The organism is Brachybacterium sp. NBEC-018, assembly GCF_024860185.1.
GTDB lineage: Bacteria > Actinomycetota > Actinomycetes > Actinomycetales > Dermabacteraceae > Brachybacterium > Brachybacterium rhamnosum.
This window is the reverse complement of record NZ_CP100650.1, coordinates 662,399-684,749: the sequence shown is the minus strand read 5'-3', so window position 1 is coordinate 684,749 and position 22,351 is coordinate 662,399. Positions and strand designations below refer to the sequence as shown.

16 protein-coding genes are annotated in these 22,351 nt (G+C 70.7%); 8 read left to right on the top strand and 8 right to left on the bottom strand.

Going from position 1 to position 22,351, the window contains the following annotated elements; translation table 11 throughout:
* The first annotated feature begins 95 nt into the window (after window positions 1–95).
* A complete protein-coding gene (gene trxB, locus NLU66_RS03090; RefSeq protein ID WP_259361489.1) occupies window positions 96–1,226 on the top strand; it encodes a thioredoxin-disulfide reductase in 1,131 nt (376 codons plus the stop codon).
* A 24-nt stretch (window positions 1,227–1,250) separates the two neighbouring features.
* Window positions 1,251–1,772, top strand: a complete 522-nt coding sequence (locus NLU66_RS03085) for a hypothetical protein (RefSeq protein ID WP_259361488.1) — start codon at window positions 1,251–1,253, stop codon at window positions 1,770–1,772.
* 2,926 nt (window positions 1,773–4,698) lie between these two features.
* Here the strand turns inward: NLU66_RS03085 and NLU66_RS03080 are convergent.
* The 8 genes from NLU66_RS03080 to rpmH all read right to left on the bottom strand — a co-directional run bounded on the left by NLU66_RS03080 (window position 4,699) and on the right by rpmH (window position 10,938).
* Window positions 4,699–6,519, bottom strand: a complete 1,821-nt coding sequence (locus NLU66_RS03080; protein WP_259361487.1) for a ParB/RepB/Spo0J family partition protein — start codon at window positions 6,517–6,519, stop codon at window positions 4,699–4,701.
* A gap of 91 nt (window positions 6,520–6,610) precedes the next feature.
* Window positions 6,611–7,474 carry a ParA family protein gene (locus NLU66_RS03075; RefSeq protein WP_259362528.1) on the bottom strand — a complete coding sequence of 288 codons (864 nt, stop codon included), beginning with the start codon at window positions 7,472–7,474 and terminating at the stop codon, window positions 6,611–6,613.
* Between the two features lie 52 nt (window positions 7,475–7,526).
* Window positions 7,527–8,192, bottom strand: a complete 666-nt coding sequence (gene rsmG / locus NLU66_RS03070; protein ID WP_259361486.1) for a 16S rRNA (guanine(527)-N(7))-methyltransferase RsmG — start codon at window positions 8,190–8,192, stop codon at window positions 7,527–7,529.
* A gap of 8 nt (window positions 8,193–8,200) precedes the next feature.
* Window positions 8,201–8,830, bottom strand: coding sequence for a protein jag (locus NLU66_RS03065; protein WP_259361485.1), 630 nt, complete (start codon window positions 8,828–8,830; stop codon window positions 8,201–8,203).
* 78 nt (window positions 8,831–8,908) lie between these two features.
* Window positions 8,909–10,018 (bottom strand): membrane protein insertase YidC, encoded by a 1,110-nt coding sequence (gene yidC, locus NLU66_RS03060; RefSeq protein ID WP_259361484.1) that lies wholly within the window; start codon window positions 10,016–10,018, stop codon window positions 8,909–8,911.
* 37 nt (window positions 10,019–10,055) lie between these two features.
* Window positions 10,056–10,391 (bottom strand): membrane protein insertion efficiency factor YidD, encoded by a 336-nt coding sequence (gene yidD, locus NLU66_RS03055; protein WP_259361483.1) that lies wholly within the window; start codon window positions 10,389–10,391, stop codon window positions 10,056–10,058.
* The gene (gene rnpA, locus NLU66_RS03050) at window positions 10,388–10,774 is read right to left on the bottom strand and encodes a ribonuclease P protein component (protein ID WP_259361482.1); all 387 of its coding nucleotides are present in this window, start codon (window positions 10,772–10,774) and stop codon (window positions 10,388–10,390) included. The genes yidD and rnpA overlap by 4 nt, the downstream gene beginning before the upstream one ends.
* A gap of 26 nt (window positions 10,775–10,800) precedes the next feature.
* Window positions 10,801–10,938: a 50S ribosomal protein L34 gene (gene rpmH / locus NLU66_RS03045; protein ID WP_137769387.1), complete on the bottom strand. Its 138-nt coding sequence runs from the start codon at window positions 10,936–10,938 to the stop codon at window positions 10,801–10,803.
* A 400-nt stretch (window positions 10,939–11,338) separates the two neighbouring features.
* Between rpmH and dnaA the strand changes: the two genes are divergently transcribed.
* From dnaA to gyrA, 6 genes are all read left to right on the top strand, one after another.
* Window positions 11,339–13,042 (top strand): chromosomal replication initiator protein DnaA, encoded by a 1,704-nt coding sequence (gene dnaA / locus NLU66_RS03040; RefSeq protein ID WP_259361481.1) that lies wholly within the window; start codon window positions 11,339–11,341, stop codon window positions 13,040–13,042.
* 547 nt (window positions 13,043–13,589) lie between these two features.
* Complete coding sequence (dnaN, locus tag NLU66_RS03035; protein WP_259361480.1) at window positions 13,590–14,714, top strand: DNA polymerase III subunit beta; 1,125 nt, start codon at window positions 13,590–13,592, stop codon at window positions 14,712–14,714.
* Window positions 14,715–14,733: 19 nt separating this feature from the next.
* Window positions 14,734–16,005: a DNA replication/repair protein RecF gene (gene recF / locus NLU66_RS03030; RefSeq protein WP_259361479.1), complete on the top strand. Its 1,272-nt coding sequence runs from the start codon at window positions 14,734–14,736 to the stop codon at window positions 16,003–16,005.
* Window positions 16,002–16,814 (top strand): DUF721 domain-containing protein, encoded by an 813-nt coding sequence (locus NLU66_RS03025; RefSeq protein WP_259361478.1) that lies wholly within the window; start codon window positions 16,002–16,004, stop codon window positions 16,812–16,814. The genes recF and NLU66_RS03025 overlap by 4 nt, the downstream gene beginning before the upstream one ends.
* Window positions 16,815–17,275: 461 nt before the next feature.
* The gene (gyrB, locus tag NLU66_RS03020; RefSeq protein WP_416232176.1) at window positions 17,276–19,423 is read left to right on the top strand and encodes a DNA topoisomerase (ATP-hydrolyzing) subunit B; all 2,148 of its coding nucleotides are present in this window, start codon (window positions 17,276–17,278) and stop codon (window positions 19,421–19,423) included.
* A 73-nt stretch (window positions 19,424–19,496) separates the two neighbouring features.
* Window positions 19,497–22,349, top strand: coding sequence for a DNA gyrase subunit A (gene gyrA, locus NLU66_RS03015; protein ID WP_259361477.1), 2,853 nt, complete (start codon window positions 19,497–19,499; stop codon window positions 22,347–22,349).
* The last annotated feature ends 2 nt before the right edge of the window (window positions 22,350–22,351 follow it).

The following is a 22,351-nucleotide window of genomic DNA, read 5'->3' as shown; positions in this document are numbered from 1 at the left end:
CCGCCTCGCCCCTCGCCCACCCTCTCCGACCCCTTCGCGCCGTACGCTCGTCTGCGTCGCCGCGCCGTTCCCGTCCACCTCCGGAAGGACCTCCCATGACCCAGCCGATCCAGGCTCTCAACATCCTCGGCGCCTCCGCCGCCACCGCGCAGGCCTGCGGGCCCGAGGGCTGCGAGGCCCCCGAGACCGCGCAGAGTGACGCGGCGCAGGACAGCACCGTGCACGAGGTCGTCATCGTCGGCTCCGGTCCCGCGGGCTACACGGCCGCGATCTACACGGCCCGCGCGGAGATGAAGCCGATCGTCCTCGCGGGGGCGCTCGACGCCGGCGGCGCGCTCATGACCACCACGGACGTCGAGAACTTCCCCGGCTTCGCCGAGGGGATCCAGGGCCCCGAGCTCATGACGACCATGCAGGAGCAGGCCGAGCGCTTCGGCGCGCAGATCGAGTTCGAGGACGTCGTCGACGTGCAGCTCGAGGGCGACGTCAAGACGATCACGCTCGAGGACGGCACCGTCTACCGGGCGAAGTCGGTCATCATCGCGACCGGTTCCGCGTACCGCCGCCTCGACGTCACCGGTGAGGACCGCCTCTCCGGCAAGGGCGTCAGCTGGTGCGCCACGTGCGACGGCTTCTTCTTCAAGGACCAGGACATCGTCGTGGTCGGCGGCGGCGACAGCGCCGTCGAGGAGGCCACCTTCCTCACGCGGTTCGGCCGCACGGTGACCCTCGTGCACCGTCGTGACGCGCTGCGCGCCTCGAAGATCATGGCCCGCCGCGCGGAGAGCGACCCGAAGCTGTCCTTCGCGTGGAACAGCGAGCTGGTCTCCATCAACGGAGGCGAGAAGGTCGAGTCGATCACCGTGCGCGACACGCAGACCGGTGAGGAGCGCGAGATCGCGACCTCCGCCGTGTTCGAGGCGATCGGTCACCTCCCGCGCACGGACCTGTTCCAGGGCAAGCTCGAGCTCGACGAGCAGGGCTACATCGTCGTCGAGGGCCGTTCCACCCGCACCTCCGTGGAGGGCGTCTTCGCGGCCGGCGACGTCGTCGACCACACGTACCGCCAGGCGATCACCGCCGCGGGCTCCGGCTGCCAGGCGGCGCTGGATGCGGAGCGCTGGCTCGCGGATCGCGACGCGGAGGCGGAGGAGGCGGCCGACGTCGCCGACGCGCCGACCGACGACACCGCCGCCTTCGTCTCCGAGGCCGCTGCCCGCGCCTGAGGCGCAGCGAGTGCACGAGGCGCGATGAGCAGCATCGATCCGGCCGCAGGGGCGGCTCCCGAGCAGGGAGCCGCCCCTGCGGGCTCTGAGCTGCTCGTCCTCGTGACGGCGTCCTGGTGCGCCCCGGCGCGCCCTGCGGTGACGATCCTGAGGGAGCTCTCCCGACGCTGGGGACCCGCTCGCACGGCGGTGCATCTCCTGGACCCCGAGCCGGCGCTCCTGGATGCTCTCGGGGTCGAGGTGCTGCCCACCTGGCTGCTGCTCGAGCACGCGGGTCCCGGCGACCCCTCCGCCGCCCCGGACACCTCCGACCAGCCCAGCCCTCCCGACGCTCCCGACGCTCCCGACGCTCCCGACGCTCCCGACGCGGAGCGTTCCACGACTGGCCGCACCGCCGTCCACCGGACCGTCTGCGACTCCACGCTCCTCCCGACCCCCACGGGGGAGCGGATCGAGCTCCGTGGCTCCTGGACGGAGCTGCATCGACGCACGGGAGCTCTCCCGAAGCACGTCATCGACGAGGAGTTCGGCCCGTTGCGGAGCTGAGAGACCGCTGTACAGCAGTCCATGGAGTGCCGCCGACGGGCGCGTCAAGTTGCCCCGGACTCACCGCGATGACGTGCACCGATCCCCGCATCCACATGGTTGTCCACATCGATGTCCACAGCCTTCGTGGGGTCAGTCCACAGAGTTATCCACATTGGTGTGTGGAGAGAGCAGCGAGACTCTGATCGCCCGAATGTCGGACTGATCATGCTCTGACCTGCGGTGATACTGATCTCCAGGAAGGGGTGCCCAGCGACGGGTCCTGTGGTATGGGTCATATTCTGCCGATCTGGGTGGATCTCACGGGGACCGCGTCCATCGCTGTCCACACCGTTTCCCACAGTGTGCAAAAGTGGCGTCGGAGTACTCTCCCCGCATCGTCGTGACGTCGCGACGACTCATGTCGCGTGTGCGCCGCATCGAGCTCTCACGGCTGCCCCGACCTCTCTGCCTGATCTCCCGACGGAGTATGGACATCGTCGGAGCCACCGGGGAGTGGTTCCACGACGAACATCTGAGCGCTGTCGCGCGCACGATGTCCGCTGACCGCGACCGCTCCCGCCGTGGCACTCCACGCTGCGCGCCGTCCGTCCAGCTGCCGTCCACCACCTCGTCATCTTCACCACGGCAGGACTTCTCCCATCAACGACAACAACTCGTCACGTCGTTCTTCTCGGGTTTCACGCGAAACAGGACCCGTCCCTCCGCTCCGGCTTGGCGCGTCCTATCGGGGTTGCCTCTGTCCCACCTGACCTGGTCCCGTGTCCTTATGGTTCGCCGTGAAACCCTCGAGGGCCTGTCTCGGGCACTTCGTGCGCACGCGGGAGAGACGCTGGTGGTCGTCTCCTGCTCTCTCGTTCGGGTGAAGGACCGGGCGCCGACGTCCGTTCCCCGTGAAACGCCGATTTTGCGCGTCGAGTCGCTTCTCTTGCCACAGCAGTCGATGGCCTTGGCGCGCCTAGCACGTGCGTATCTTCACCAGCAAATCTGACCTGGACGAGCATGACAGCGCCTCTGCCGCGCTCCGGGCCTGCGCCCGGACTGGTTTCGCGTGAAACGTCGGTCGCCGACCTCCGGCGCTGAGCCACCTGCGTGCCGAGGAACAGCATCGTGAGCTTCCCAAGAGACTCCGTCGACATGGGTGTGCTCCGAGTCGTCTCCATCGACAGCTTCGGTCGACAGCCTCGGGCACCATCACCCTTGACTCCCACTGCACGTCGGATCGGGAAGGGGGGTGACGTTTCGCGTGAAACGCACGGAAGGCGAGTGTGCGCTCCCTGGACTGGACTCGCGGCTCCCTGCAAGAGAGCGACCTTGGGGCGAGTTTCCCGTGAAACAAGCCGTCTGTCGCCGATCAACGCTCGTGAACACTCTTCAGAAGAGGAGGGGCGATGTCAGGAGTCCTCAAGGGTGCTGCCATCTCCTCCGTCATTGATGTCTCGGCAACAAGCACCTGGCCACTCCTCCCACTGATTGCCATGCGTGGCTGTCTCCGTTCAGGGGAGGCAGATCGGCGGGCGAGTTCCACGGGAAACACCGAGGTTGTCGCCTAGCGCGTTGTCGCCGCGTCGTGACGCTGCGAACTCGCAACCCTTCACGATCTGCCCGCGTGCTGCACATCAGAGTGATCATGGCGCGCCCATGCGCACCCGACGATGATGCCCCCTCTCCGAGTCACGGCTGGTGCGTCGTACGGGAGCGTCTGGTGTTCCACGGGAAACGCGACAGAACCGCTTCGCACCGACGCGAGTTTCACGGGAAACTCTCCGATCCCCGTATGGATGCAGCTGTGTTTCACGGGAAGCGACGTCGCCGAGGCGCGAGGTTTTCCCGTCGTGCGCGGGCAGCCGTCGCATCGCGGCAGGGTATCGTCTGGAGGGGAGTGGACACATCACTGCTCATGGGCTCCTCATCGGGCTGGAGCGCACTGAGCCGATCTGCGAGCACGTCGGCCGGCGTCGCGTTGCGGGCCACCGGTGGGGCCTCCCGCGCGTGTTTCACGTGAAGCTTCGACACCCACAGTCATCTCTCCGGCCGTTCTGGTCTGCGCGTGCACGAACGAGTTCGAACCGTCGTTGAGCGGAGGGAGCTACGACGTGGCCAACGGCTCTGAGGAAGCGGGATTACTTCCTCCGCTCCTGCTGTCACGGTCCAGTATTCCGTTCCGTTTCACGGGAAACTCACCCATCGCACCCTCCCCTCGGCAGCCGGCCCCACCCTCCGCAGTGTCAGACGTGAGCGGTTAGCGGGGGAAGGAGGGTGGGGTCGAAGGGAGCAAGAGTGTACTCCCAACTCGCTCGGACCCCATGCCGACGGGGCAAGCCGTTCATGTTTCACGGGGAACATGCCGGTGACCTGCAAGAATGTCGGGCCGCACCGCACGTGCCGGGAGGAGCGGTGTGCTGCCCGGCCACCGATCCCTCTCCCGGGGGGAGCGGGTTTCACGTGTGTCCGAAGGACGTGCCGACACCCGCGGCGACCCCGGGACGCCACGGCCCCACGTGACGCCGGACGGGAGCGCCCACCCGGCGGCTGACGTTCAGGTCGCTCACTCACGAGCGCCACCGCTCCTCTCGGCTGGCAGTCATGCGGTACGCGACCCGAGCTCACGGTCGGCGAGGTCATCGCGGGGTCTGGGTCTGAATCCACAGAGTTGTGCACATCGGTGGACAACGTCGAGCGAGTGACCTCACCCGCGCCGACCCCGGCCCTCGCCGCATGCATCCCACGGGCGCTCTCGGGAATTCCACCACTTGCCTCGGTGGTGAACTGTACACATCGGACTTCTGGGGTGTATCGGTACATCACGCTCGTCACCCTCTCCCCTCCCGGGGATGCGCGACGGGCCCGCACCCCTGTGGGTGCGGGCCCGTGGCACGAAGAGTCGCTGCAGGTTCTCCGAGACGTGCAGAGCAGTCGGGGAGGGTCAGTCCTCCACGGAGGTCTCGAGCCCCATGGTCTCCACCAGGCGCTCGAGATCCTCGAGGTTGGTGAACTCCAGGGTGATCTTGCCCTTGCGCTTGCCCACGTCGATGCGCACCTGGGTCTCCAGGCGGTTGGAGAGCCGACTGGTGAGGTCCACGACGTGCGGATCGTAGCTGGAGCGGCGCACGGTGCGTGCGGGGGCCTGCTGGCCACCACGGGCCACCAGACGCTCCACGGCGCGCACGGAGAGCCCCTCCGAGACGATGCGCTGCGCGAGCTCCTCCATGAGCGAGGGATCGTCCAGGGAGAGCAGGGCACGGGCGTGACCGGCGCTCAGGGCGCCGCTCGCGAGCCGGCGCTGGACCAGCGCGGGGAGGCGCAGGAGCCGCAGGGTGTTGGTGATCTGGGGGCGCGAGCGACCGATCCGCTCACCGAGCTCGTCCTGCGTGCAGCCGAAGTCGTCGAGCAGCTGCTGGTAGGCGGCGGCCTCCTCGAGCGGGTTCAGCTGGGACCGATGGAGGTTCTCGAGCAGCGCGTCCCGCAGGAGGTCGTCGTCGCTCGTCTCCCGGATGATCGCCGGGATCGAGGGGAGGCCGGCACGGCGGGCGGCGCGCCAGCGGCGCTCGCCCATGACGAGCTCGAAGGACTCGCCGTCCTCGGTGACCGGGATCGGGCGGACGACGACGGGCTGCAGCACGCCGACGTGGCGCACGGAGAAGGCGAGCTCGTCGAGCTCGTCGTCGTCGAAGAGCGTACGGGGGTTCCGCGGGTTCTCCCGGATCTCGTGGATCGGGATCTCGGCGAACTCCGCACCGGGGACCGGGAGCAGGCTGTCGTCATCCGAGGCGGACGCGGCGGGCTCCTCGGTCCTGGAGGGCTCCTCCGGCGCGACGGGCTCCTCGATCTCCTCGGTCTCCGACGCCGCGGCGCGGGCCTGGGCGGGCGTCAGCTCGACCGGCTGCACGTCGACCACGGGGCTCGACTCGGCGGGCGAGGAGGGGGCCTCCTCCGCCGCCGGGGCCTCGGTGCTCTCCGCCGTCGACGCCTCCGGAGCCGTCTCCTCCTCCGGGGGAGCGGTCACCGGGGTCGTCGGCTCGACCGGGGCCGACGGGGCGCTCTCGGCGGCGGGCGCCGGGGTCGTGCTCGCCGGGGTCTCCGCAGCCGTCGTGGACGCGGAGGGCGTCGAGGACTCATCGACTGACGTGGACCCGGCGGCCTTCGAGGACGACGAGGGCTTCTCGGCGGCGGCCGTCGAGGGAGCGGCCGTCGACGCCGAGGTCCCCTTCGACGCGGTGCTCGTCGTGGCGGCGGGCTTCGACGGCGTGGCCTTCGAGGAGGAGCTCTTCGCAGCAGCCGGCTTCGAGCTGGTGGTCCTCGACGAGGACGCCTTCGAGGAGGTGGACTTCGATGCAGAGGACGCCGCGGCGCTCTTCTTCGCCGGGGCGCTCTTCTTCGCGGGGGAGCTCTTCGCCGTTGCGCTCGTCGAGGAGCTGCGGCGGCGGGTGCTCGGCGCCTTCTCCTCCTCCGCGGCGGCGCGGGAGGCGGTGCGCGTGCCCCGGCCGCGGCGCTCGGCGGCGGCCTTCGCCATGTCACCGGCGAGGTCATGGGGGCTGCGGCGCGCACGGGAGGCGGCATCGTCCTCGCCCACGCGGTCCCCGCTGAAGAACATGTCCACGGGGCGCTCCGACGCGGCCCGCTCGCTCGCGGAATCGGTGCGGGGCGTGCGGGTGCGCAGCTCCGGGGTCGGCGCGGCCGCCGGTGCCGATCCCGCGCCGGGGATCAGGGCGCCGAGTCCGCGTCCGAGTCCTCGTTTCTGCGTCATCTCCGTGGTCCTTCCGAGAAGCAAGCGTGCATGGGCCGAAGTCGATCCCGGTCCGCAGGGGACGGCCGAACGGCGGACCGGAAGAGGGGTGTCACGGGGCGGGGCGGACGGTGATCTCGTGCGCCGCGGCCCGGTAGGCCAGGGCCCCGCTCGACCCGGGATCGTACGTGAGGACCGTCTGCCCGTAGCTCGGCGCCTCCGAGATCCGCACCGAGCGCGGGATCGTCGTGACGAGGGTCTGCTCGGGGAAGTGCTCCCGCACCTCCGCGGCGACCTGCGCGGCGAGCCGCGTCCGGGCGTCGTACATCGTCATGAGGATCGAGGAGACCTGCAGATCCGGGTTCAGGTGCTGCCGGATCAGGTCGATGTTGTTCAGCAGCAGCGTGAGCCCCTCGAGGGCGTAGTACTCCGCCTGGATCGGGATGAGCACCTCTCGGGCCGCGACCAGGGCGTTGACCGTCAGCAGGCCCAGCGAGGGCGGGCAGTCCACGAGCACGTAGTCCAGCCGCGGCAGCCCCTCCTCCTCGCGGTGCGCGAGGAAGTCACGGATGGCGTTCCGCAGGCGGTTCTCCCGGGCCACGAGCGAGACCAGCTCGATCTCCGCACCGGAGAGGTTGATCGTCGCGGGGGCGCACTGCAGGCGCGGCATGTCCGGCACGTCCTGGACGACGTCCGCGATGGGGGCGGAGTCCACGAGCACCTCGTACATGCTCGGCACCTCGGCGTGGTGCGCGATGCCGAGGGCGGTCGAGGCGTTGCCCTGCGGGTCCGCGTCGATCACGAGCACGTGCAGGCCGCCCATCGCGAGCGCCGCCGCCAGGTTCACGGTCGTGGAGGTCTTCCCCACGCCGCCCTTCTGGTTCGCGACGGTGATGATGCGGGTCGTCTCCGGAGCGGAGAAGGCCGCCTTCTCGAGCTCCCGGCGCCGGGCATGGTCCCGCGTCAGCTCCCGCATGAGCGGGGTGTCGTCGAGGGCGCCCCCGGTCGCGGAGGCGTCGCCTGGCCGATCAGCCACGGGGGTCTCCCTTCCTGGTTGCTCGTGCGCGGCGGCGCACGTGGACCACTGTAGTGGGAAGGTCGACCTCCCCCTCCCCGCAGCGGAGCACGGTCCCCTCGTCCCCGCCGAGTCGCCGCAGCACCTTCTGCGCGGCGTCGAGCTCGTCCTGCGCGGAGGAGCCCTTCATGGCGATGAGCGAGCCGCCGTCGGCCACGAGCGGCATCGTCCACTTGGCGAGCTTGTCGAGCGCCGCGACCGCCCGGGCGGTGACGACGGCGAAGTCGCGGTCCCCGTGCAGCTCCTCCGCGCGGGCGCGGACCACCTCGAGGCCCAGGTCCAGCTCGGCGTCGACCTCCTCGAGCCACGTCGTGCGCCGCTGCATCGTCTCGATGAGGGTCACGGGCAGCTCGGGGCGGGCGATCGCGATGACCACGCCGGGCAGCCCCGCCCCGGAGCCGACGTCGGCCAGGGAGGCGGCGTCCTCCGGGATCGCGTCGCTCAGCAGGGCGCAGTTGATGATGTGGCGCTCCCACAGCCGCTCCACCTCGCGCGGGCCGATGAGGCCGCGCTCCACGCCCTGCTCGGCGAGGAGGTCGGTGAAGCGCTGCGCGAGCTCCAGACGGTCGCCGAAGGTGCGCTCGGCCGGGGCGCGCAGGTGCTCGGGAAGCGCCAGCACGACGGGCCTCAGGACGCCGGGTAGATCACGACGTGACGGTTCTTGCCGTCGCCGTCGGACTCGGAGCGCAGTCCCGCGCCCTTCGCGACGTCATGGACCACCTTGCGCTCGAAGGGGTTCATCGGGCGCAGCGGCACCGGCTCCCCGCTCGTGCGCGCCTGCTCCACGGCGTCCTCGGCGAGCTGCTCGAGGTCGCCCTTGTGCTCGGCGCGGAAGCCGCCGATGTCGAGCATGAGGCGCGAGCGGTTGCCGGTGCGGGTCTGCACCGCGAGGCGGGTCAGCTCCTGCAGCGCATCCAGGAGCTCGCCGCGCGGGCGGTTGAGCTTCGCGAGGCGCTCGGCGCCGGCGATCTCGACCGAGGCCCGGTCGCCGTCCACGTCGATGTCGATGTCGCCGTCGAGGTCCGCGATGTCGAGCAGCTCCTCGAGGTAGTCGGCGGCGATGTCGCCCTCCTCCTCGAGACGGCGCATGCGCTCCTCCGCGCTCTCGCGCGGCTCCTCCTCGGTGACGGCGGACTCGGGGTGCTCGACCTCGGCTCCCTCGGCCGCGGGGGTCGGGGCGGCGGCGCTCTCGACGGCAGGGCTCTCGACGTCGGTGCGGTCCTCGCCCGGGGTCGGGTCGACGGTGGTGTCAGTCATGGGGATCTCCGTGGTGCTCGGGATGCGGGGAGGCGGTGCGGTCGACGGCGGGAGCACCGGTGCTCCCGCCGTCGGAGGTCACTTGCGGCGCTTCTTGCCGCCCTGGTTCTTCTTCGAGAGCGCGGAGCCGGAGGAGGGCTTGTCCTTCTCCTCGGCGGCCCTCGCCTCCTGCGCGGCGCGACGGTCCGCCTGCGCCTTCTCACGGGCGGCGCGGGCCTGCTCGAGGCGCTCCTGGTCGGAGAGCTTCTTGCCGCCGGAGGCCTTCTTGGGCTGCACGCGGATCGGCGCGGACTCCTCCTCGACGACCACGGCCGGCTTCTTCGGCGTGAAGTCGAGGGGCTCGAGGCCCTTGCGCTCGCGCTTGTCGTTGATGCGGCGGTGGCGCGAGGCCTCCGCCGGGGAGCCCGGCGTGGGATAGGTGAGGACCACGATGAGCTGCTGGGCCAGGGTCCACAGGCTCGTGGTGAGCCAGTACATGAGCACACCGATCGGCATGCCCGGTCCCGTGATCACGTAGATGAACGGGAGCATGTACATCATCATCTTCTGCGTGCTCGCCATCGGGCCCTCGAGGGCCGACGGCGGCATGTTGCGCATGGTCAGCTCCTTCTGGGTGATGAAGGTCGTCAGACACATGAGCGCGATGATGACGCCGGCGACGATCTTCGACGTGATGCCGCCGTCACCGGTCTTGAGGAAGCTGTCCGCGATGGTCGTGCTGCCCAGCAGGGTCGCGTGGTAGGCGCTCTTCGCGAGGTCCACGGTGAGCGGGCCGAAGGCCGCGCCGCCGGCCGCCTCGGGCAGCTTGTAGAAGAGCACCCGGAACAGGGCGAAGAAGATCGGCATCTGCAGCAGCAGCGGCAGGCACGAGGAGAGCGGGGAGGCCCCGGCCTCCTTGTAGACCGCCTGCATCTCCGTCGCCATCTTCTGGCGGGACTCCGGGTCGGTCTTGCCCTTGTACTTCTTCTGCAGCGCCTGCAGCTGCGGGGAGACCGCCTGCATCGCGCGCGAGGAGCGGATCTGCCGGATGAACAGCGGCGTGATGATGACGCGGACCACGACGGTGAGGCCCACGATGGAGAGCATCCACGTCCAGCCGGAGTTCGGGTCCATGACGAGGCCCAGGAGCGCATGGAACTTCACCATGATCCATGCGACGGCCCACTCGATGGGGTACAGGGGATTCATCGGCCTGGTCTTCCTGCCGCCCGGATGCGCATGTCGTTCATGCGATGTGACGGCTGTGGTCGGGAGTCTCGGACAAGGGTAGGCCCTCGGCGGCAGGGCGCCGCAGACGGCGTGGATTGCTCCACATGCCCGGGGCGGGCACCGGATCGTGCCCCCCTCGGGTGAGGGGGTTGCACCGCAGGATCCGGTACATGGTCAGCAGGGTCCCCTTGACGGCGCCGTGCACGTGCAGGGCCTCGATGCCGTACTGCGAGCACACCGGGGAGTACCGGCAGGCCGGAGGGGTGTAGGGCGAGATCCCCACCTGGTAGGCGCGCACCGGCAGCATGAGCAGCCGCCGCGGCGCCCGGGCGATCGCGCGCACGGCGCTCATGACGCGCTCGACGTTGCGGCGCGACGCTTCTCGAGCTTGCGGGTCGCCGTCCCGAGCGCCCCCAGGACCTCGTCCTCGAGGTCCGTGAACGGGATCTGCTCGATCCCGGGCAGGGCTCGCAGCACGGCGGTCGACCCGGGCGGGAACTCCGCGAGGTGATGGCGGACGATCTCCCGGAAGCGGCGGGCCACCCGGTGGCGGATCACCGAGTTGCCGACCTTCTTGGACACGACGAATCCCACGCGGGGTGCATCATCGCCCTGCTCCAGCAGGGCGAGATGCACGACCACGTGGGATCGGGCGCTGCGGACGCCTCCTCGGGTGACGGCGCGGAAGTCGTCGGAGGAGCGCAGGCGGTGCCGGGACCAGGTCGAGCCGGCCACGGGAACCCGCTCGCGGTCGCCGAGCCTCAGGCGGAGAGCTCGGAGCGGCCCTTGGCGCGGCGGGCGTTGACGATGGCGCGGCCGGCGCGGGTGCGCATGCGGGCGCGGAAGCCGTGCTTCTTGGCGCGGCGGCGGTTGTTCGGCTGGAACGTGCGCTTGGACATCGGTTCTCCTCAGTCGTGGGCACTGACGTGCCCCTCACGGTGGCGTGTGGTCCGCTGCACGGACGGATCGGTTCTCCTGCCGGGGAGACAGGACGTGAGCCGGGGGAAGGACCGACCGGCGGACGATTCACACGGTCCGACGGCGGGTCCGGAGGGGACCGGGGAACCGTCGGGCCGACGCGCAGCGCTGACTGCACGAGTTTAGGGGCGGGTGCACAGGGGGTCAACGGATCCCGGGCGCCGGAGCGCCCGGTGTGGCCCGATTCTCACGTGTCGCTCGTGGCGCACCTCTCCCTCGTGAGGGGTCCCGAGGATCCACAGTTCTCCACAGTCCCGGTCCACAATGGACGGGGAACCTGTGGAAAACTACCCCGACACCCGCCCCGCGATGGAGACAGAGATGAACGACGCGCAGCCCGATGCGATCTGGGATCGCACCCTGGCGACCCTGCGCCAGGACAGCGCCGTCTCCACGCGCGCGTTCGCGATGCTCAGCCTGTCCCGTCTGATGGCCGTCGTGGCGGACACCGCCCTGCTCGCAGCGCCGAACACCTCGGCGAAGGAGCTCTTCGAGAACCGCATCGCGGGCGCTCTGAAGGACGCGCTGCGGGAGGCGACCGGGCGCGAGACCCGCTTCGCCGTCACGGTCGACGAGTCGCTCATGCTCGAGGACGACGACGAGCCGGCACGGACCCCCGCCGCGACCTCGGGTTCCGCCCCGCGGAATGCACAGGATGTGGACAACTCTGTGGACAGCGCCCCGGCGGAGGTCCACCGCGAGGCCCCGTTCCGCGCGAACGGGTCCGTCCGTCCCGACGGGCGCGACGGCGCCCGCGCCGTGCTCCCCGTCACGCCGTCCTCCTCGAGCGCCGCCCCCACGAGCGCCGAGGCCGACGGCGCGATCGCCCCGGCGGACGTCGCCGAGGCCGGTCGCGGCTTCTCCGAGACCTCCCCCTACACGGGCTACTCGGGCGCCTCCGCGCCCTCCCCGATGCCGGCCCCGCGCCGTCCCCGCCCGGTGGACCCGGGCGGCTCGACCCTGGGCGAGGACTCGCGGCTCAACGCCAAGTACACCTTCGACACCTTCGTCATCGGCTCCTCGAACCGTTTCGCGCAGGCCGCGGCCTCCGCCGTCGCGGAGACCCCCGCGAAGGCCTACAACCCGCTGTTCATCTACGGCGGCTCGGGGCTGGGCAAGACGCACCTGCTGCACGCGGTGGGCCACTACGCCAAGAGCCTCTACCCGGACGTCGTCGTGCGGTACGTGAACTCCGAGGAGTTCACCAACGACTTCATCAACTCCGTGCAGTCCGGCCAGTTCGGCAAGGCGCAGGAGTTCCAGCGGCGGTACCGGGACATCGACATCCTGCTCATCGACGACATCCAGTTCCTGCAGCGGGCCCCGGAGACGATGGAGGCGTTCTTCCACACGTTCAACTCGCTGCACAACACGGACAAGCAGATCGTCATCACCTCGGACCTCCCTCCCAAGGAGCTCGGGGGCTTCGAGGACCGCATGCGCTCCCGCTTCGAGATGGGGCTCATGACCGACGTGCAGCCGCCGGACCTCGAGACCCGCATCGCGATCCTCCGCAAGAAGGTCGCGCAGGAGAACACGGGCGAGGTCCCGCACGACGTCCTGGAGTACATCGCCTCCCACATCGCGACGAACATCCGCGAGCTCGAGGGGGCGCTGATCCGTGTGCAGGCGCTGCACTCGCTCTCCCGGCAGCCGATGGACGTAACCCTCGCCGCGAGCGTCCTCAAGGACCTGCTCTCCCACGACGACGGCACCCAGATCACGGCCTCGACGATCATCGCGCAGACGGCCACGTACTTCGGGCTCTCCGTCGAGGAGATCGTGGGCACGGGCCGCAGCCGCCGGCTCGTCTCGGCGCGCCAGATCGCGATGTACCTGTGCCGGGAGCTCACGGACATGCCGCTGATTCGGATCGGCGAGGAGTTCGGCGGCCGCGATCACACGACCGTGATGCACGCCAACAAGAAGATCTCGGAGCTCATGAAGGAGCGTCGCGCGATCTTCAACCAGGTCACCGAGCTCACCGCGAAGATCAAGAGCTCGAACTCCGCCTCGCGCTCCTGAGGGGTCCCGCGGATCGGGCCGCGGCAGCGCTGCGACCTGCGCGAGGAGCGGGAGATGACAGGTCTCCGCGAGTCCCTCTCGTCCCCAATGTGGACAACTCTGTGGACAGTGTGGATCGACGGATGTTCCCGCAGGAGCCGATGTGCACGGATGAATGACAGGAATCCGTCGGCGAGCGGAGGGTGTGCACACTCCGCCCACGTCGGGGCTCGAGGTCTCCACAGCTCGCCGGGATGACATGTTCCGCGTACGACCTGCACGGACGAGGGTTGTCCACCGGATCCACAGCCGTGAAGAAGAGGTCTGTAGTTCTTTCGCTCGACGGGGATGTGGATGAGGGGGCGCAGCCGGGACGTGTGATCCGGCGGCGGTGATCGCGGGGCGAGGGGAGGGCGGCAAGGACGGAGAAGGCTCGAGCGTGGGCGGTTCGCCGCATCAGCGCGAGCGCGGATGTCAAGGATCCTCGCCGGTGTGTCGTCGGGAGCGCGGAGTTACCGATACGCTGGGCCCCGTTCTGACGATCGACCACTGCGAAGGAGTGGCAACGGTGAAGTTCCACCTCGACCGCGGCGTCCTCGGGGACGCCGTCACCTGGGCCACCCGCACCCTCCCCGTCCGCCCGGCGATGCCGATCCTGCAGGGTGTGCGGATCGTGGCCGACGCCGCAGGCCAGCTGCAGCTCTCGACCTTCGACTACGAGGTCAGCGCGCAGATCTCGCTCGACGCCGAGGTGGAGCAGCCCGGCGAGGTGCTCGTGCAGGGCCGCATGCTCTCCGACATCGTCCGCGCCCTCCCGAACAAGAACGTGAGCGTCGCCCTCGAGGGGACGAAGCTCCAGGTCCGCTGCGGATCGGCGCGCTTCGCGCTCGCGACCCTCCCCGTCGAGGAGTACCCGCAGCTGCCGACGATGCCCGACCGCGCCGGCTCCGTGCCCGCGGACGTCTTCTCCGAGGCGATCTCGCAGGTCACCGTCGCCGCCTCGAAGGACGACACCCTCCCCCTGCTGACCGGCGTGAAGGTCGAGACCAGCGGCGAGACCATGACGCTCATGGCGACCGACCGCTACCGCCTCGCGCTGCGCGAGCTGACCTGGAACCCGGACACCCCCGGCACCGAGCACACCGCCCTGGTGCGCGGCCGCACCCTGCACGAGGTCGCCCGCTCGCTCTCCACCGGCGGCAGCGTCGAGATCGCCCTCGCGCAGGAGTCCTCCGCGAACCTCATCGGCTTCGAGGCCGGCGGTCGCCGCACCACGTCGACCCTCGTGGACGGCGAGTACCCGCCCGTGCGCCGGCTGTTCCCCGAGACCACCGCGATCACCGCCGTCGTCTCCACCGCCGCCCTGATCGACGCGGTCAAGCGCGTCTCCCTCGTCGCCGAGCGCAACACCCCCGTGCGGCTGTCCTTCACCGAGGGGCAGGTCGCCCTCGAGGCCGGCGCCGGTGACGACGCCCAGGCCAGCGAGGTGCTCGAGGCACAGCTCGAGGGCGAGGACCTCGTCGTGGGCTTCAACTCCGGCTTCCTGCTCGACGGCCTCGGCGCGCTGGGCAAGGACTTCGCCCGGCTCACCTTCACCGACTCGATCAAGCCCTCCGTCATGTGCGGCCAGGAGTCCCTCGAGGGCACCCCGGACACCTCGTACCGGTACCTGATCATGCCGATGCGGATCTGAGGGAGGGAGACTTCCCTCCGTGCAGCTGACCTCCCTCGAGCTCACCGACTTCCGCTCGTACCCCCGTCTCGACCTGCCCGTCCGCCCCGGCATCACCGTGCTCGTGGGCCGGAACGGCCAGGGAAAGACCAATGTCGTCGAGGCGCTGTGGTACCTCGCGACGCTCTCGAGCCACCGCGTCCCCCACGACGCGGCCCTCGTGCACCGCGGCTCCTCGACCGCGATCGTCCGCGCCTCGTTCGTGCGCGCGGGGCGACCCCTCCAGGTGGACCTCGAGATCACGCCGGGCCGGGCGAACCGCGCCCGACTGCAGGGGCAGAACGTCTCGCGCCTGCGTGACCTCCTCGGCGAGGTGCGCGCCGTGCTCTTCGCCCCCGAGGACCTGGGCCTGGTCAAGGGCGACCCCGAGGGCCGGCGACGCTTCCTCGACGAGCTGCTCTTCGTCATCGCCCCCCGCTACGCCTCGGTCAAGGCGGACTACGACCGCGTGCTCAAGCAGCGCTCGAACCTGCTCAAGCAGATGCGCTCGATGCGCCGCGGCGGCAGCGGTCGCAGCGTGGGTGGGCTGGACCCGGCCGAGTCCGCGGCGAGCACCCTCGAGGTGTGGGACCAGCAGCTCGCCCGCCACGGCGCGGAGCTGCTGCGCGCGCGCCTGCACCTCGTGAACCGGCTCCGCCCGCACCTCGGCTACTCCTACCTGCGGGTCGCGACCGACGAGGGCGCCGACTCCGCGCTCGACCTCCCTCCCGCGCAGCGCGGCGAGGTGAGCTCACCGGCGGACGTCGCCTATCGCTCCGCCGTGCTCGACGAGCTGGGCGCGGCCCCCGGCGAGCTGCCGCCGACCGCGCAGATCCATGACGCGCTGCTGGCCCTGATCGCCGCCCGGCACGACGAGGAGATCGACCGCGGCGTCACCCTGACCGGACCGCATCGCGACGACCTCGAGATCCGTCTCCACGACTTCCCCGCGAAGGGCTATGCGAGCCACGGCGAGTCCTGGTCCCTCGCGCTCGCCCTGCGCCTGGCCAGCTACGACCTGCTGCGCCTGGAGGAGGGGGACCTCGGGGACGGGGAGCCGATCCTCGTGCTCGACGACGTCTTCAGCGAGCTCGACGTGCACCGTCGGGAGCGTCTGGGCCGCATCGTCACCGGGGCCTCGCAGGTGCTCATCACGACCGCGAACGACAGCGACATCCCCGCCTCCCTCGAGGGGTCGATCCAGCTCGTGGACGTGACCCTCGGGCACGCGGTCCCGCGGGGTGACGGCGCGGCGCGGGGCACCGCGCCATGAGCGGACGCCCGCCCGCGCACGGACCGCGGCGACCGCGGCTCGCGAACCCCTACGACCTCTCGACCTGGTCCGGGACCCCTGCCGCGGCACCGGAGCCCGAGCCGGAGCCCGTGACCGAGCCCGTCGCGGCCCCCGCACGGACCACGGGTGACCGCCGCTCCCCGTCGCGGGGCACGCGTGGCTCCGCACCGAGCGCGCACCGCGACCCGGAGCCGTGGGAGGAGGCACGGGACGACGCCGAGCCGTCCCCCGTCGCCGAGGAGGAGGTGGACCCGCCGCCGCTGCCGCGGCCGGACGACCCCTTCGAGCTCGCCCGCCGCGCCGTGAACCGCTCCCGCGCCGCCGCGCGCGACCGCGGCCTCTTCCCGATCTCCGCGAAGACCCAGGCGCGCGATGCCCGCGACCGCTCGGGCCGCTCGCCCGGCTACTCGGGCGCGCGCCCCGATCCGCGGGACCCGCAGGGCATCGAGTCGGTGCTGCGCAAGGTGCTCGGGAACCTCGGCTGGAACGCGGGGATGAGCACGGGCCGCGTGCTCGAGGAGTGGGACGAGATCGTGGGCGAGCGTGTCGCGACCCACTGCCGGCCAGTTTCCTTCGAGGAGGGCGTGCTCGTGGTGAGCGCGAGCTCCTCCGCGTGGGCGGCGCAGATGCGCATGCTCACCCCGCAGCTCATCACCTCGATCGAGGAGCACGTGGGGGCGCACGTCGTCTCCGAGCTGCGCGTGACGGGCCCTGCAGCGGCGGAGCGCAGCTGGAAGAAGGGGCGGCGCACCGTCCAGTGGAGGGGCCCGCGGGACACCTACGGCTGAGCCCCGTCCGTGGGAGGGGCCCGTCCCCGCAGGCGCCCCGCTGCCGCGTCAGGACCCCGGGAGGGGTACGGGCCCTCATCCACACCCCTGCGGGACGGTCCCAGCGGCCGTCACGGATCGCCTGAGGGGGCGCGGGCGTGGAGTCGTCCACAGTTCCGGGGTGTTCCTGGGGCTCTTCGGGACCGGTGTCCGGTAGACTGGGCGAGGTCCGGCCAGCGGTCGCCGATGATCCCCGGAGCTCCGGGGACCAGCCGTCGTCGCACGATCGTCCGCCACCCCGTCAGGGGCATCGGACGGGGCCGGCACCCCGCCACCGCGGCCCGCGGTGCTCGCGCGCGCACGCGCGCGTCGCCATCGTGGGCCGTCGTCGTGCCGAGGTGCCGGGTCCCTGGTCAGCACCGGACCGCCCGCCCCCGGAGCTCCATCCGCCGGGGGTCCCAGATCGCGAGGAGCAGCAACAGGTGAGCGAGAGCGACCGCAGCACGGCCGAGCAGGCAGCCGGCCCCGAGGGCACCGTCCCCGGAGCCCCCACGGGAGGCGCACCCGCCTCCGGCACCCCGGGACCGGAGGCGACGCTCTCCGCAGGTGAGGTCGCGGCGCACGCGCCCACCCACTACGACGCCTCCGACATCACCGTCCTCGAGGGCCTCGAGGCGGTGCGCAAGCGCCCCGGCATGTACATCGGCTCCACCGGTGAGCGCGGCCTGCACCACATGGTGCAGGAGATCGTCGACAACTCCGTGGACGAGGCGATGGCCGGCCACGGCGACTCGATCGAGGTCACGCTGCTCGAGGACGGCGGCGTCCGCGTCGTCGACCACGCCCGCGGCATCCCCGTCGCGATGCACCCCACCGAGGGCAAGCCGGCCGTCGAGCTCGTGCTCACCGTCCTCCACGCGGGCGGCAAGTTCGGCGGCGGCGGCTATGCCGTCTCCGGCGGCCTGCACGGCGTGGGCTCCTCCGTCGTCAACGCGCTCTCGACCCGCATGGCGGTGGAGATCCGCCGCGACGGCCACGTCTGGCGCCAGTCCTACGCCCGCGGCGTGCCCGAGGTCCCGCTCGACAAGGGCGAGGAGACCGAGGAGACCGGCACCACGATCACCTTCTGGGCTGACGGCGAGATCTTCGACGAGACCGTCTACGACTTCGAGACGCTCCGCAAGCGCTTCCAGCAGATGGCGTTCCTCAACAAGGGGCTGCGGATCTCGCTCACCGACGAGCGCACCCCCGAGGCCGAGGAGGACCCGGACCTCGTCGACGTCGAGATCGACGGCCCCGACGCCACCGAGGCGAAGGACAAGGGCCCGCGCACCGTCTCCTACCGCTACGAGCGGGGGCTGCAGGACTACGTCGAGTTCATCAACTCCGCCAAGCGCGCCGAGGTCATCCACCCCGACGTCGTCTCCTTCGAGTCCGAGGACACCGAGGCGCAGATCAGCGTCGAGGTCGCCATGCAGTGGACCACCGCCTACTCCGAGTCGGTCCACACCTACGCCAACACGATCAACACCCATGAGGGCGGCACCCACGAGGAGGGCTTCCGCAGCGCGCTGACCTCGATCGTCAACCGCTACGGCAAGGCGCAGGGCATCCTCAAGGAGAAGGACGCCAACCTCACGGGCGAGGACATCCGCGAGGGCCTCACCGCCGTGATCTCGGTGAAGCTCGGCGAGCCGCAGTTCGAGGGCCAGACCAAGACCAAGCTCGGCAACACCGTGGCCCGCACCTTCATGGTCAAGGTCATGACGGACCAGCTCCAGGACTGGTTCGAGTCGCACCCGCAGGAGGCGAAGTCGATCGTCCTCAAGGGCCAGGCCGCCGCGGCCGCCCGCGAGGCGGCCCGCAAGGCGCGCGACGCGACCCGTCGGAAGTCCCCGCTCGAGACCGGCGGCATGCCGGGCAAGCTGCGCGACTGCTCCTCCCGCAATCCCGGGGAGTGCGAGATCTTCATCGTCGAGGGCGACTCGGCAGGCGGCTCCGCCGTCTCCGGGCGCGACCCGCGCACCCAGGCGATCCTCCCGATCCGCGGCAAGATCCTCAACGTCGAGAAGGCGCGGCTGGACCGCGCCCTGGACAACCAGGAGGTCCGCTCCCTGATCACGGCCTTCGGCACGGGGATCGGCGAGGACTTCGACGCCACCAAGCTCCGCTACCACAAGATCATCCTCATGGCGGACGCCGACGTCGACGGCCAGCACATCTGCACCCTGCTGCTGACCCTGCTCTTCCGCTACATGCGCCCGCTCATCGAGCTCGGCCACGTGTTCATCGCGATGCCGCCGCTGTACCGCCTGAAGTGGTCCAACGCCCCGCACGAGTACGTGTTCAGCGACGAGGAGCGCAACGCGAACCTCGAGGCGGGCCGCGCGGCCGGCAAGCGGATCCCCAAGGACAACGGCATCCAGCGCTACAAGGGCCTCGGCGAGATGGACTGGAAGGAGCTGCAGACCACGACGATGGACCGCGACTCCCGCACCCTCAAGCAGGTCACCGTGGACGAGGCGGCCGACGCCGACACCATCTTCTCCGTGCTCATGGGCGACGACGTCGACGCGCGTCGTCGCTTCATCCAGGAGAACGCGAAGGACGTCCGCTTCCTCGACATCTGATCCCGGACCCCGGCGCAGCGCCCCTGCGCGCCCGCGGTCCCTCCCCTGACCGGCCACCGCTGAAAGGCCTTCCATGAGCGACACCCCTGACACCCCTCAGGACCCCACGACCCCCGACGAGCCCGTCGTCCCCGAGGACGGCGCGGCCGACGACGCCATGAGCGGGGTCGGCGACGCCGCCCTGCCGGGCGCCCCCGCCGGCCCCACCCCCGAGGGTGCGACGGAGGTCTCCGCCGCGGAGGCCGAGGCCCGCACCGTCACCCTCGTCGACCCGCTCGACGAGGGCGAGGGCGACCGCGTCACCCAGGTCGACCTCAACCAGGAGATGCAGAAGTCCTACCTCGACTACGCGATGAGCGTGATCGTGGGACGCGCGCTCCCGGACGTCCGCGACGGCATGAAGCCCGTGCACCGCCGCATCGTCTACGCGATGTACGACGGCGGCTACCGCCCCGACCGCTCCTTCTCGAAGTGCGCGAAGGTCGTCGGCGAGGTCATGGGCAACTACCACCCCCACGGCGACTCGGCGATCTACGACGCCATGGTGCGCCTCGTGCAGCCGTGGTCGATGCGGTACCCGCTGATCCTGGGCCAGGGCAACTTCGGCTCCGCCGGCGACGACGGCGCGGCCGCCCCCCGGTACACCGAGTGCAAGATGGCGCCGCTCGCCCTCGAGCTCGTCCGCGACATCGACCAGGACACGGTCGACATGCAGGACAACTACGACGGCACCGTCGACGAGCCGATGATCCTCCCGGCCCGGTTCCCGAACCTGCTGGTCAACGGCTCCGCCGGCATCGCCGTCGGCATGGCGACGAACATCCCGCCGCACAACCTGCGCGAGGTCGCCGAGGCCGTGCAGTGGCTGCTGACGAACCCGGAGGCGACGAAGCCGGAGCTGCTCGAGGCGTGCCTGCGCTTCATCAAGGGCCCCGACTTCCCCACGGGCGCGACGATCGTGGGCACCAAGGGCATCGAGGAGGCGTACCGCACCGGCCGCGGCTCGATCACCCAGCGCGCCGTCGTCTCCACCGAGGAGATCAACGGGCGCATGTCGCTCGTCGTCACGGAGCTGCCCTACCAGGTCAACCCCGACACCCTCGCCCGCAAGATCGCCGAGCTCGTGAAGCTGGGCCGCCTGCAGGGCATCGCGGACATCACCGACGAGACCTCGGGCCGCACCGGCCAGCGCCTCGTGCTGACCCTCAAGCGGGACGCCGTGGCGAAGGTGGTGCTGAACAACCTCTACAAGCACACCCAGCTGCAGGAGAACTTCTCCGCGAACATGCTGGCCCTCGCCGGGGGCGTGCCGCGCACCCTCTCGATCGACTCCTTCGTCCGCGAGTGGACAAAGCACCAGATCGAGGTCATCGTGCGGCGCACCCGGTACCGCCTGCGCAAGGCCGAGGAGCAGATCCACATCTACCGCGGCTACCTCAAGGCGCTCGACGCGCTCGACGAGGTCATCGCGCTGATCCGCCGCTCCCCGGATGCCGACGAGGCGCGCGTGGGCCTCATGGGCCTGCTCGAGATCGACGAGATCCAGGCCAACGCGATCCTCGCGATGCAGCTGCGCCGACTGGCCGCCCTCGAGCGCCAGAAGATCATCGAGGAGCACGACCGCCTGCAGGCGCTCATCGAGGAGTACAACGCGATCCTCGCCTCCCCCGAGCGGCAGCGGCAGATCGTCTCCGAGGAGCTCGCGGAGATCGTCGACAAGTACGGCGACGACCGCCGCACGCGGATCCTGCCCTTCGACGGCGACATGTCGATGGAGGACCTCATCCCCGAGGAGGACGTGGTCGTCACGATCACGCGGGGCGGCTACGTCAAGCGCACCCGCACCGACCAGTACCGCGCCCAGAAGCGCGGCGGCAAGGGCGTGCGCGGCGCGTCCCTGCGCACGGACGACGTGGTCGAGCACTTCTTCACCACGACCACCCACCAGTGGATCCTGTTCTTCACCAACCAGGGGCGCGTCTACCGCGCGAAGGGCTACGAGCTCCCCGAGGCGCCGCGCGACGCCAAGGGCCAGCACGTCGCGAACCTCATGGCCTTCCAGCCGGACGAGAACATCGCCTCCGTGCTCGCGATCGACGGCTACGAGGACGCCGAGTACCTGGTCCTCGCGACCCGCTCGGGCCTCGTGAAGAAGACCGCGATGACGGCGTACGACTCGAACCGCACGGGCGGCATCATCGCGATCAACCTGCGCGACGTCGACGGCCCCGACGGCCCCGAGCCGGACCGCGTGATCGCCGCGCGGGCCGTGGACGAGGACGATCAGCTGCTGCTGGTCTCCCGCAACGGCCAGAGCGTGCGCATGCCCGCCGCGGACGACGTCCTGCGCCCGATGGGCCGCTCCACGAGCGGCGTGACCGGCATGAAGTTCCGTGAGGACGACGAGCTGCTCGCGATGGACGTGGTGCGGCCGGGGACCTCCGTGGTCACCGTGACCGACGGCGGCTTCGCCAAGCGCACCTCGGTGGACGAGTACCGCGTGCAGGGCCGCGGCGGCCTGGGCATCCGGGTCGCGAAGCTGCCCGACGACCGCGGCCACCTCGTGGGCGCGGCCGTCGTCCAGGAGACCGACGAGCTGCTCGTGGTGATGGCCAAGGGCCGCGTGGTCCGCTCGAAGGTGGCGGAGGTCCCCGCGAAGGGCCGCACCACCATGGGCGTGGTCTTCGCCAAGCCGGACAAGGGCGACTCCATCCTGCTGGTCACCACGAGCGCCGAGTCCGAGGTCGACGAGGACGAGGTCGATCCCGAGGAGCGGCCCGATCTCGAGCCGGCCGCGGGTGGCGATGCTGTGGAGACTTCGTCCGAGGGCGACGCCGGCGAGGAGCCGGGGACCGCTGACGGGCTAGGCTCTGACCAGTCCGACCCGGCCGACGCCGGGACCGACGCCGACATCACCGAGGAGTGATC